This is a genomic window from Schlesneria sp. (genome assembly GCF_036405755.1).
GTDB classification, from domain to species: domain Bacteria; phylum Planctomycetota; class Planctomycetia; order Planctomycetales; family Planctomycetaceae; genus Schlesneria; species Schlesneria sphaerica.
Window position 1 is genome coordinate 1 of sequence record NZ_DASWWZ010000248.1, and the last position, 12,661, is coordinate 12,661.

Here is a 12,661-nt window from a genome sequence, read left to right on the forward strand (position 1 = left end):
TCGTCGCATCGACCGAAAACTTTGGTCGACTGGGGGATCGCCCATCACATCCGGAACTGCTTGACTTCCTGGCCCGGCATTTCATGGAGCAGGGATGGTCGATCAAGGAATTGCATCGCCTGATTCTGGCTTCCAATGCCTACCAGATGGCTTCAACGAATCCTGATGAAGCATCCGCCTCCGAGATCGACGTGGATAACCGACTGCTGTGGAAATTCCCGCTGCAGCGGTTGGACGCTGAGCAGATTCGGGACACCATTCTGGCAGTCTCGGGACGATTGGATGAATCCATTGGCGGAAAGTCGATCCCGTTACGCAATCGCCAGTTCGTGTTCGACCATACCTCGATTGACCATACGAAATATGACAGCCTGCGACGTGCAATCTATCTGCCCGTTGTGCGGAACAATGTCTACACCATGTTCGAACAGTTCGATTTCCCCGATCCAACGATGCCCACAGGAGATCGCAGTTCCACAGTCGTCGCCCCACAGGCCCTGCTGCTGATGAATTCGGATCTGGTCATGGACTCTGCCGATGCTTTGGCGGAACGTCTCAGGACGGCTTCGGGGTATGACGAGGCCCGGATTCAGCTCGCCTACGAATTAGCGTTTGGTCGTCCACCGCAGGAAGCGGAAATCAAACGAGCGATGCAATTCCTGGGCGAAAATGCCACGCGCCAGGACTGGTCTCTATTTTGCCAAAGTCTGTTCGCCAGCAACGAATTCATCTACTTGAGGTGATCATGTCGAATCAATTTCCCTTGCAGACACGACGACAGCTACTGAAAACCTCGGCAGTCGGATTCGGCCATCTGGCACTGACTGCGATGCTCAATCAGGAAGCAAGCGCATCGAGTTCACCGGTTCCTGCGGCCCGTGATCCCCTGGCGGCGAAACAGCCGCAATTTCCTGCCCGGGCAAAGCGGATTGTTTTCCTCTTCATGAAGGGGGGACCGTCACATGTGGACACCTTTGATCCCAAACCATTGCTCACCCGGGATCACGGTAAGCCAATTCCGCTTGAACTGCCGAAAGTTCTGTTCGCCAAGGCGGAGAACCTGCTGAAGTCACCCTGGAAGTTTCATCAGTCCGGCGAATGTGGACTGCCGGTCAGCGATCTGTTCCCGCATGTGGCGAAGCATATCGACGACCTTTGCATTCTGCGTTCGGTTCACGGCACCAACCCCGCGCACGGCGGAGCACTGCTCAAACTGCACACGGGCAGCGACCAGTTCGTTCGCCCCAGCATGGGCTCGTGGATCACTTATGGACTGGGAACCGAAAACCAGGACTTGCCCGCATTTATCACCATCTGCCCGACCCTGGCTCATGGCGGGGCGAACAACTGGGGAGCCGCATTTCTGCCGGCTTATTGCCAGGGAACTCCGATTGGTAATGCGAGCTTGCCCGCGATCAAGGCAATGGTGAAGCATATTGGGAATTCGCGGCTGTCACTCGAACAACAGCGGCGACAACTCGACTTGATTGCCGCGATGAATCGCGATCATCTTTCCGTAGCCGGGGACGATCTGGCCCTGGAGGGACGCCTGAACTCGTTTGAGCTGGCTTACCGCATGCAGGGGGTGATGCCAGAAATTCAGGATCTGTCCGGTGAAACGGCTGCCACCCAGCACCTGTACGCCATCGACGACCCGGTCACGGAGAACTTCGGACGACAGTGTCTGATGGCTCGCCGTTTCCTGGAACGAGGTGTCCGCTTTGTGCAGGTGACTCATAGCGACAGTGAAGTCCAGTGGGACCAGCACGGTAACCTGTATCAGGGTCACACCAAGAACGCGGCCGAGGTCGACAAACCGATTGCCGGGTTCCTGACAGACCTGAAGGCCCGCGGCCTGCTGGACGACACCCTCGTGCTTTGGGGTGGAGAATTCGGTCGCACCCCCACCGCGCAGGGTAATGACGGGCGGGATCACAATCCACATGGTTTCACGATGTGGATGGCCGGAGGAGGCGTGAAGGGGGGGATGGCCTACGGGGCTACAGATGATTACGGCTATTACGCGGTCGAGAACAAGATGCACATTCACGACTTGCACGCCACGATTCTGCACCTGCTGGGGGTGAATCACGAGCAACTCACCTACCGTCATGCGGGACGGGATTTCCGCCTCACCGACGTTGCAGGACACGTCGCCACGGACATCTTCGCCTGACGCTTAAGTCCGCAAGCACAGGAACTCTGCCTCACCGATTCACTCGCCGACACAACACCCTCACGTGCAGCGGGCTGTCAGCAAGAGCAACGCGTGTGAGGTTGCAATCAACGAGGAGACTGACAAGCGTCATTATTTCTAGAGCAGACAAACTGCGTTTCTTCCTTCGCTCCCTGGCGAAGAGAGGGACGCAGTTTCTGCATTTCCCGTCGAATCAGGATACCCCCGACGCGGGCCTGTATTCAGGACGAATTCAGTTTTTATGACATCCGTCAATCTGTACCTGCGCCGACTTTAGGCAGAAGTTGACAAACTTCAGGCAATGTTCGCCATCGTCTGCCCCTTCGTCGGCTTCTTTGGCACGTCTTGGGCTCTCTTTTTGAAGATTTTTGAGGACTTCGGATATCTGAACCGGGGTGTTGCTTAAGTCTTCAGTGGCTCTGCTCAATAAACGAAAGCCCCTTCTGCGCAGGGACGGTCACAGACCGGTAATTGTGCATTTTCAACGCTAGCAGCGCTCACTTTCACTACAAAAACAACGTCCGCCGACGTTCAGCAGAACTTGAAGCTGTACGGAACCGTCGATTTGGAATGAGCTTTGTTTAGCCCATCCTTTCAGGTCATGTTTAGGTGGGATGTTACGGACACCCTCCTGATGAACACGCGGCAAAGCCAGCAGTCCCGGTTCGCTACATGAGCGGAACAGAACCTGCTAGTCGGTGTTTCATCAGTGAGCTCTAGTTTCATTAGCAATCGTCGTTCGAACGGGGCTGGAAACCATTACCCTGGATCAGACCGACGAGGATTCTATCCCAGCCACGGCGAGCTGGCTGATGCTTGATGGACAAGTCACCGTTGCAGTCGATGGGCATCCACTCGAGACACAATCGTCTCGCACCATCGATTGCAGACCAAAGACTTAACCGTAGGAACCAGATCAGGATGGGTATTGCGATGAAGTCGTGTAAAGGCGTTTCTTGGTCTGGGTTGAGCCTTCTCCTGATGGGGATGGTCGGTTGCCTTGGCGGGGCTTCCGGACCGCAGGAGCAACTGGTCCCTGTTGAAGGGACGGTTACGTTCGATGGCAAACCTTACGAACGACTAATGGTCACGTTCATGCCCGCGGCAGGAAACTCGGCCCGCCAGGGAGTCGGAGTCACGGACGCCGAGGGGCAATTTGTCATGCATAACTATCAGAACAAGAAAGGATTGCCTGCAGGAAATTACACCGTTGTCTTTTCACTTTGGCTGACCCCGGATGGAAACGTTCCTCCTGAGGATGAGCCTCCTGCCAATAGCCGCGCCGTTCAAGCGATTCCGCCGAGCTGGAATGACGTCTCGAAAGCGGGCGCGCCTAACAAAGTCATCGTCGGTAAAGAGGGGAAGACCGACCTGGTCTTCAATATTCCCAAATCGGGCAAAGGTGGCAGCGCCAGCCCGAAGGGCCCGCCAGCCAACTTCATGCGGTAATACGACGGGCGTTCGATCAGTGCCTTAGGAATTGCTCGTTGCGTTGACGGCAGTTCATTTTCTTTTCGGTGTTTTTTAGGACGAGGGATGATTTTGAGAAATCGTAAAGCATTCACCCTGATCGAATTGCTGGTGGTGATAGCCATCATCGCAGTTCTGATCGCCCTGCTGCTCCCAGCAGTACAACAGGCAAGAGAAGCAGCACGGCGCACGCAGTGCAAAAACAATCTCAAGCAGATCGGTCTGGCGATCCACAACTACCACGACACCTACAACGTCTTTCCCTACGCTGCTTCTTCGGCCGCAGTCAAGAATCAGTCAGGTATCGTCCTGCTGCTGCCTTACTTTGATCAGGGACCTCTGTACAACTCGATCAACCACAACAGCTCGATGGGCGTGTTCGGTGGTCCTCCTCTAGGTGTTGATCCCGTCAACATCAAAGCAGCGAACACCAAGCTCAATGCTCTGCTGTGCCCGACGGACTATGGTCCCCAGTCGATCAGCGATGCCGGCGGTGGCTACTATGGCTGCTCCGACACCCCAGGATCGCCAACGTATCTGACAACCTATGGATTCAGTGTAACTCTCCCATGGTCCAGCTACGCAGCCCCCTTCACGCAGCAGTTGTGGTCGACCGAAGCCATTCAGGGCCGCGCTCTGTTCGGGTGGTCGTCGAATTCGAACATGCGTGACGCCCGCGACGGAACAAGTAACACCGTCATGGTTACCGAAACCTGTCTGAGTGTTTACAACGGTCAGCCACCCCCATGGTCGTGTCTCGACTGGGTCGGCGGAGCTGGTATTCAGTTCGCCTACACGAAGATCAACAACTGGAACACGGTCCCCTACGGGAACCCCAATATCGTTCCAGGACGCCTGGCCACCTGGTCCATGCCTGGCAGTATCCACACCGGTGGGCTGCAGGTCGGAATGGCGGACGGATCGGTCCGCTTTATCAGTGAGAACATCGATGCACAGACCCAGACCAATCTGGCTCTCATTGCCGACGGCAATGCGATCGGCGAGTTCTAGAGTCTGCCCCCTTGCAAGTTGAGTTTCGTGACGCCGCAGGTGCATGCCTGCGGCGTTTTTTGTTTCTGGGTTGGACGGGAGGGAGCGTCTCTGGTGTCATGACCAGCATCAACTCGGTGAGGGCAGGGAGTTTTTAGCGTCTGGTGCACAAACCTGACTCAGGGCGATCGACAGCGAGTTGGAAAAAATTGTCCTTCGCCTGTCGATTTGGGCGTGTCTCGTCCGACTCATTGAAGCGGGACCGTATTAGAGACGATACGGCTTCCTCATGCCCCAATACGGAATCACCCAATACTGAGCGAGGTGTCAGATGAAGTTTGTCTGTCTCGGTTTTATCGATCAGCAGAAGTTTGCTCAGACGCCACCCGAGGTGGCAGAGAAGTTGGTCCAGGATTGTCTCGCCTATGACGAAGAATTACGGCGGGGAGGCCATTATCTGGGTGGGGAAGCACTGGGAGAGGCCGGGAAGGGGGTCACGTTGAAGATGAAGGACGGCGCAGTCGATGTGACCGATGGTCCGTTTGCCGAAACCAAGGAGACACTGGGGGGCATTCTTCTGCTCGAAGCACGCGATCTCAACCACGCAATCTCGCTGATGTCCAAACACCCGGGAGTGAAAATCGGCCCCTTCGAGATCCGTCCCACAAATGAAGAGTTTAATCGCATGATTGCCGAGCGGATGGCGGCCGTCACAGTCAGTCAACCTTCTTAGCGTGCCGGCTGAGATCACTTTCCGCTGTAAACCAGTCGCCTTGTTCATCAGGAATCGTGGCTGTCGTTCCTCCGCAGTCTCATCACCAGAGACGTTTGCACCGACCTGCCTCGTCGGAGGCCGCGAGATTCTGCCCCAGCCTTCAGGCGTCGCTTTCATCCATTGGTGGAAAAAATGTAAGGCAAGGTGCCCGCTCCCGCGTCAACTAGGGAGCGGCCGGAGGCGCCGTAAATGTCTGCCCCACATTTCGGAAAATTGCGAATCCCATACGACCTCTGGTATCCGATTTGCGTGATACAAACGGACCAAGAGTTACATTCGGAAACATCCCGCGCGAACGTCGCGAGAGTCATCGCGACCGGGAGTGGAGTTACCTCGACGAGACCGTTTCTGAGTGCTGTCGCGTTCACACACGGGCAGGGTGAGCGCGGACATCGATCAATCAGCGGAACAAAAGTCGCTTCCCCTTCGCGACTAACACCGCTGTTTTCAATATCCGACCAGTGTCCTCTCAGAAAAAGAACTTTCCTGCGATCCAACACTGGTCGGTTTTCCATTCAACGCCACGCATCCTGCGAGTTGAGCCAGCAATCTGGATGACAGCCGACCAAGGGATGCGATTCGAGTCGAAAGAAACCGCTACTGAAATTTGATCCGTCCCGATCTGTCCCAATTCTGGAGATTCGCCATGAACCCAAACCGGCTCGAACCCTTCGCAGAATCCACTGAGAAAGGTGGCCACCTTGCCATCAGTCAGGAACAGATCGACGAAGCGATTGAAATGATGTGCAACGACCCTCAAGTCGTCGATCTCACGCAGAAGCCACTCGATCTGGCCATCATCATCGCTAACAAAGCCAAGCAGTGGATTCTCGCAAATAGCGCTGAAAACTGTCGCGAGGATCTGTTACGAGAGTTCACGGAGGAACGAATTCTGGACATGCGAAATCAGGCGTTGAACCTGATTTTTGACAAGTTCCCCGACACGAATGCTCCTCCTCCGAAGTCATCCTCGCGACGCTCGCACTCTGCATCAAAATTCTGAGCGCCGCCTCTTGCGTCCGACTGGCGAGCCAGCGTCAGGCCCTCGCCAGATGAGGTCTGGAACTCTCTTTAAGCGGACAGCCTCAGAGAATTGTTTGGGGGCCGGTGCGCCCCACTCCCCAATCCGAATCCGTCTCCATTCAGGCGGTTTTCAGCTCAGGAGTTGGCGTTCGAAACTAATCCCGTACTTCTTCATCTTTTTGTAGAGCGTCGTACGATTGATCCCGAGCGAGTCCGCTGTCTCCTGTCGATTCCATCCATGAGTTTCGAGTGCCTCGATGATAAGTTGTTTTTCGGGGTCCGCCAGCGCCGATTTCAGATGATTTCCGACTGCTCCGAAGCGACCGCCTAACTCAGCGAAGCTATCATCACGTCGCAGACTTTCTGGGAGATCGCCTGGCTGGATCACAGTGTTTCGAGTCAGGACGACCGCTCGCTCAACCGCATTGACGAGTTCGCGCACATTACCCGGCCAGCGATACCGCTGCAGCAGTTCCATCGCTTCCTGACTGAATCCGGCGACCCCTTTCCCGGTCTGGCTGACGAACTCCTGGAGATAGTGATCGGCCAGCAGCGGTATGTCGCTGACACGTTCACGCAGCGGAGGCTGCGTCAGCGAGACGACATTGACGCGGTAGTACAGGTCCTGCCGGAACTCTCCCTTCTTGACTGCCTCTTCCAGATCGAGATTGGTCGCCAGAATCATCCGGACGTCGACCTTCTGAGTCTTCGTAGAGCCAACTGGCTCAAACTCGCGATCCTGCAGCACACGCAGCAACTTCACCTGCAGACTGGGCGAGGCGGTGCCGATTTCATCCAGGAAGATCGTCCCGCCGTTTGCCTGCAGAAATTTGCCTACCTTGTCATGGTTGGCACCCGTGAACGCTCCCGCCACATGGCCAAACAATTCGCTCTCCAGCAGCGAATCGGACAGTGCTCCGCAGGCGACTTCGACAAACGGTTTATCCCGACGGTTGCTCATCTGATGAATGGCGCGTGCCGTCATGGTCTTCCCGGTGCCTGATTCCCCGAGAATCAGCACAGTCGTGCGCATGTCAGCCACACTCTCGATCAGGTCAAACATCTTCAGCATGCGGTAGTCGTGACCGACGATGTTGCCAATACCCAGTCGCTGGTTGACAGCCTGTTTCAACTGTTGACTGTTCGTCAGCATCTGCTTCTTGCCGAGGGCCCGTCGGAGAGTAAAGTTTAATTCCTCTTCCACGATCGGCTTGGTCAGATAATCAAAAGCTCCCAGTCTGATCGCTTCGACGGCACTTTCGATGGTCCCCAACCCCGTGAGCAAGATCACCTGTGTCTGCGGGACGAACTGGGTCGCCCACTCCAGGAGTCGGAATCCATCCTGATCAGGAAGATTCACATCGCAAATGACTGCATCGAACGGATAATCCTTCATCCGCCGGATCGCATCTTCACAATTCTCTGACGTCTCGGCCCGATATCCCATGCTACGCAGAGAATCGGCCATCGATTCCAGAAGGAGTTCGTCGTCGTCGACAATCAGGAGTGAACCTTGAGTCATTGCAGTATTACTTTTCAAACGTAACACGGGAAAACGGTAAATCTTTTCAGAGACGTTCGCAATCAGGCCCAACGGCACGAGAGACCGGCGATCCGTGTTGCGGGCACGCCACAGGACAGGCGGAACGCAGCAATCTCAGCATCACCAAACCGGACTTCACCCCCGAATCAGGATTTTCCCAAAACAGGACCGCTTCCGATTGCAGGGGTCTTGTCACCTTGGCGAAGCAGGCAAACAATTCGTGCTGAGGTCTCTGCAAACATAGGTCACCGTGGCGAGTCGTCAACATTTTTGGTCGGAAAATGTTGACGGAACTCAACGTAAGTCATACTCGAGGCAGGCCGTTGCGTTTTGAAGGTCCTTCGAGATCCGTAAATCTGTCTCTTTTTTCAACAACATCCCTTCCCGAAGGGGCAGCGATACGCGAACCTGATTAATGGCCCTTTCTCGATCCATTCAAAAGAGGGTGCATGTCCGTCAGTTCAGAAAGAAAGCTATGACAAGTCCACGGATGCCTCGTCAGTCGTGCCCGGACACCCACCCAGGACATTGCCGCTCGTGCGACAATCGGAGGGAAGAGGGCTCGCTAGTGGACCAAGCCAGGTCATCAAGCAGCGGACGTGTCATCGCGAAATCGCTCGTGCTTCAGGCTGTCGCAATCTGCTTTCTCATTCGCCTGAGTGGATTGCCTGTCGTGGCAGCCGAATCGGATGTTCTGCTGGCTGAGCAGCAGCGGACCGAAGTGGTACGGAAAGCTGCGCCGACGGTGGTCGCCATCTTCTCTCCCGATGGAAACGGCGGGGGGTCGGGCGTGCTGATCAGCCCAGACGGGTACGCACTGTCGAACTTTCACGTGACCAGCGCCTGTGGGGAGTTCATGAAGTGCGGATTGAACGATGGTGCCCTGTATGACGCAGTAATCGTCGGTATTGATCCAACGGGGGACGTCGCACTGATTAAGCTGCTGGGTCGGGACGATTTCCCGTTCGCACCTTTAGGTGACAGCGATACCGTGGCGGTAGGAGACTGGACCTACGCAATGGGAAATCCCTTTCTGCTCGCCACCGATTTTCAGCCGACGGTGACATACGGGATGGTCAGCGGTGTCCATCGCTATCAGTATCCCGCCGGAACATTCCTGGAGTATACCGATTGCATTCAGGTCGATACTTCGATTAATCCGGGAAACTCGGGGGGGCCACTGTTCAATGCAAACGGTGAATTAATCGGGATCAACGGACGAATTGCCGTCGAAAAGCGAGGTCGCGTGAATGTCGGCGCCGGTTACGCGATCTCCATCAACCAGATTAAACATTTCATGGATCTTCTGCGTGGAGGCCTGATCGTCGATCACGCCACGCTCGGAGCAACGGTCCGCTCCGGGCCCGACCGAACTGTACTTGTCGATTCCATTCTGGAAACGTCTGACGCTTATCGTCGTGGTCTGCGAGAAGGTGATGAGGTGGTCTCATTTGCTGGTCGCCCGATCGGCAGCGTGAATCAGTTTAAAAACATTCTGGGGATCTATCCGAAAGGCTGGTCTGTCCCGCTCGTCTTCCGGCAGGAAGGACGAAAGCAGGAAATTCTGGTGGAACTTGCAGGCCTTCACCGATCTTCCGAACTCCTCATCCCCGAAGGCCCCAAGGTCCCGCCCCCTCGTGGAGAGGGCCCGAAGTCGCCGGACGATTCTCAGCATGCGGAAGCCCAACTCCCGAAAGAAGAACTTTCAGACGAATACAAAAAGCTGTTCGTCAAGAAGAAAGGATTCGCCAACTACTATTTCAATCAGCATGAACAATCGCGGGTACTCTATGGCCTGCAATCGTTCGCTCAGTGGAAAGGGGAAGGGACGAATTCTGCCGCGTCCAAGTGGCTCATCAACGGCCGAACAACGGACAGCGACACATTTCAATTCAAGCTGCTGCCGCAGGCACTCTCGGCTCAATTTACGAAGCGGGCTCCCGGGCTACAGACTCTGGACGGCGCCGAATTCAGCGACGAACCTCCCGGAACTGGCGGACTTCTCGGGGCGCTTTATCAGTTTAAATTACTCCTGACCGAAGGAGTGACAGCATTCAATGAATCGACCTATTCGGGCAGTCAGCCGCTCGACGCTTCTCCGTTCCTGGTGGATGTCCTCACAACGAAAAAATCGACCGTGGAATGCCGTTGGTACTTCGATAAAACCGATCCCCGACTCGTCGGGTTTGATACGCTGATCGGACCGGACGCGGACGCCTGCAAAATCAGGTTTCTGGAGTTCGGCGATTTTGAAGGCCGTCAATTCATTAAGCGATTTTCTGTCCGCTATGGTGACACCATCTACGGCCAGTTCGATGTTCAAACAATCGAAGTCACTCAGCCGAACGAAACCCGAAACTGACATCGTACAGACCGCTCAGCGAGAGAGACCTGGCAGGACCGGCAGAAATCCTCTGCCTCCTGCGGCGTGCAGTCTGCTCTCACTCCCAATCCTCCCTCGATTAATGAAGCCAAAATTGATGAGCACGAGGACAAACCGATCCTTGAACCTGGCCTGGTTGGCATTCAGCATTCTTGCCTTCGTAAACACCGGGTGGTCTCAGTCGACAGCTCAGACGATCGCCACCGTTTCTCCAAAAGTCGTCAAGATTTTTGGAGCAGGGGGAGCGAAAAACCTCCACGCCTATGGATCAGGTTTTCTGGTCTCCCCCGAAGGGCACATCGTCACCGTCTGGAGCCATATTCTTGACAGTGACACGGTGGCAGTTGTGCTGCATGACGGCCGTCGATTTGAAGGCCGCGTCATCGGGGCAGAACCTCCGCTGGATCTGGCCGTGCTGAAAATCGAGGCCGAAGGATTGCCGTACTTCGATCTTTCGCAAAGTGCAATTGTCGGCTCGGGAACTCGCATCCTGGGGTTCAGCAATGCCTTCAAAGTTGCTACGGGAGACGAACCCGTCTCTGTCATTCACGGAGTCATCGCCGCAAAGACCACGTTGACAGCGCGCCGCGGAGCGTTCGAATCTCCGTATAACGGTCCGGTCTATATCGTTGATGCAGTGACGAATAACTCCGGAGCAGCGGGGGGTGTTCTCACGACCTGGAATGGTCGTCTGGTGGGGATGATCGGAAAAGAGCTTCGCAATACCAAGACCAACACGTGGCTGAACTACGTGATGCCCATCAGCGAACTGAGAGAGACCGTGGAACAGATCATCAGCGGTCGGTTCAACGCACGCAAACCTGACGACGTCGATGAAGACGGCACCCCGGGACGACGCCCCAATCGCTACGATGCCGTGGATTTCGGCATTATCACCATTCCCGACGTCGTTGCCCGGACCCCCGCGTACATCGATCGAATCCTGCCTGGTTCGCTGGCGGAAACGGCGGGTCTGCAAACCAACGACCTCATCCTGTTTGTCGGAGATAGCCTGATCCACTCGTGTCAGACGCTGAAGGAAGAACTGGGACGACTGGAAAGTGGCGACCAACTGAAAATCGTTGTGCGCCGCGACGATCAACTCGTCACAGTCACGCTCCCCGTCCTGCGTAAAGAGAGCGAGTAACTCTCGTACAGAGCAGCGAGTTCGGTGCTCCGTCGTCTGGAGTCACCTTCAACAGTGGGTCTCGAACCCGCAACGGAGAGCACGATGGTCTCAAGGCCCCCGGCATCATCGCAGGGGACCATGGTCGCTGATTTCGTCAACCGATCGGGTAGTCTTCACCGACGCGATTACAGGGGCTTGCGGCCCACGAACCGGTAGTATGGAGCCCGTACCACAGGCAGGTAAGGGACGGTGCCCCGCTCCTGATGCAGTGAGACGGTCTCAAAATGGCTTTGCAGATACGGGATGTGGTCGGGGCTGAGAAAGACGTTGTCATTCGCGAACCAGGCCTGCCACATCGTGCGTGTTGACCACGGGTGCTGCTTCAATCCTTCCGCAGGCCATTTGCGGGCCACGAAGAAATCGACAACGCCAAAGGTCCCTCCTGGTTTCAGCAGTCTCAGTGCATGATCAATGGCCAGAAACCAGTCGGGAATCATGGTCAACGAGTACGAACAAGTTACGACATCCACGCTTCCCTCGGGCGGAATGAACTTGGTAGCGTCGCCATGGACGGTTTCAACATTCTTCCATCCGCGGGCCGCGATTCGCTGATCGGCCATCTTCAGCAGGGAGGTCGAAAGGTCAACCAGGTAAACTTTCGAAAACTCATTCAGACGCGGGCCCCAGTTCTCAGCGTTTTCACCTGTTCCGGCACCCAAGTCGACCCAGATCCCACCAGGAACAGTGGGCAGCGAAGCAAACATTTCTTCCCGTCCGTGCAGCAGACGTTTGCGGAAGGCGTCGTAGCCATCTGCCTGACCGGAATAGAAATTCTCGAGTCGCTCTTCGTGAGTCTTCCCACGGCCTCCCGTCACGGCCATATGCCAAAGGATTTTGAGGTCACTGAAAAATCCGCCTGAACTCGCCACAGAACGTTCCTTTCATTCGACGTGCACTGTTCCGAAATACTTTCGTAGCAGAACACGGAATAAAAAACACTGCTTCGCGGAAATCCACGAAGCAGTGAAATACAGACTTTTTCAATTCGGCTCGGTTGCAAACTCGCTCCGCAGCCGGGTTACTTTCACTGAATCATTTCAACTGCTTGGCACCATCTGCAACGATCGAACCCACAAACTTCAGGACGCACT

General features: G+C 55.5%; 10 protein-coding genes. 8 read left to right on the top strand and 2 right to left on the bottom strand.

The window, feature by feature from the left end:
• The 6 genes from VGE80_RS08785 to VGE80_RS08810 form a co-directional block, all read left to right on the top strand.
• The coding region (locus VGE80_RS08785) for a DUF1553 domain-containing protein (RefSeq protein WP_440592391.1) at positions 1–743 on the top strand (743 nt) is incomplete at its 5' end.
• Between the two features lie 2 nt (positions 744–745).
• Positions 746–2,176, top strand: a complete 1,431-nt coding sequence (locus tag VGE80_RS08790; protein ID WP_440592392.1) for a DUF1501 domain-containing protein — start codon at positions 746–748, stop codon at positions 2,174–2,176.
• Positions 2,177–3,130: 954 nt separating this feature from the next.
• Positions 3,131–3,646, top strand: coding sequence for a carboxypeptidase-like regulatory domain-containing protein (locus VGE80_RS08795; protein ID WP_373652587.1), 516 nt, complete (start codon positions 3,131–3,133; stop codon positions 3,644–3,646).
• 87 nt (positions 3,647–3,733) lie between these two features.
• Positions 3,734–4,678 (top strand): DUF1559 family PulG-like putative transporter, encoded by a 945-nt coding sequence (locus tag VGE80_RS08800; protein ID WP_373652588.1) that lies wholly within the window; start codon positions 3,734–3,736, stop codon positions 4,676–4,678.
• A gap of 310 nt (positions 4,679–4,988) precedes the next feature.
• Positions 4,989–5,390, top strand: a complete 402-nt coding sequence (locus tag VGE80_RS08805; protein WP_373652589.1) for a YciI family protein — start codon at positions 4,989–4,991, stop codon at positions 5,388–5,390.
• A gap of 688 nt (positions 5,391–6,078) precedes the next feature.
• Entirely contained in the window at positions 6,079–6,435 is a 357-nt protein-coding gene (locus VGE80_RS08810; protein WP_440592393.1) for a hypothetical protein, read from the top strand.
• A 150-nt stretch (positions 6,436–6,585) separates the two neighbouring features.
• Here VGE80_RS08810 and VGE80_RS08815 read toward each other — a convergent pair whose 3' ends face one another.
• Complete coding sequence (locus VGE80_RS08815; protein WP_440592394.1) at positions 6,586–7,977, bottom strand: sigma-54-dependent transcriptional regulator; 1,392 nt, start codon at positions 7,975–7,977, stop codon at positions 6,586–6,588.
• A 694-nt stretch (positions 7,978–8,671) separates the two neighbouring features.
• Between VGE80_RS08815 and VGE80_RS08820 the strand changes: the two genes are divergently transcribed.
• Together VGE80_RS08820 and VGE80_RS08825 are read left to right on the top strand one after the other, a co-directional pair.
• Positions 8,672–10,360: a S1C family serine protease gene (locus VGE80_RS08820; protein ID WP_440592397.1), complete on the top strand. Its 1,689-nt coding sequence runs from the start codon at positions 8,672–8,674 to the stop codon at positions 10,358–10,360.
• A gap of 118 nt (positions 10,361–10,478) precedes the next feature.
• Positions 10,479–11,528, top strand: coding sequence for a S1C family serine protease (locus VGE80_RS08825; RefSeq protein WP_440592395.1), 1,050 nt, complete (start codon positions 10,479–10,481; stop codon positions 11,526–11,528).
• Positions 11,529–11,695: 167 nt separating this feature from the next.
• Here the strand turns inward: VGE80_RS08825 and VGE80_RS08830 are convergent, their stop codons facing one another.
• Positions 11,696–12,439, bottom strand: a complete 744-nt coding sequence (locus tag VGE80_RS08830; protein ID WP_440592396.1) for a class I SAM-dependent methyltransferase — start codon at positions 12,437–12,439, stop codon at positions 11,696–11,698.
• Between the last annotated feature and the right edge of the window lie 222 nt (positions 12,440–12,661).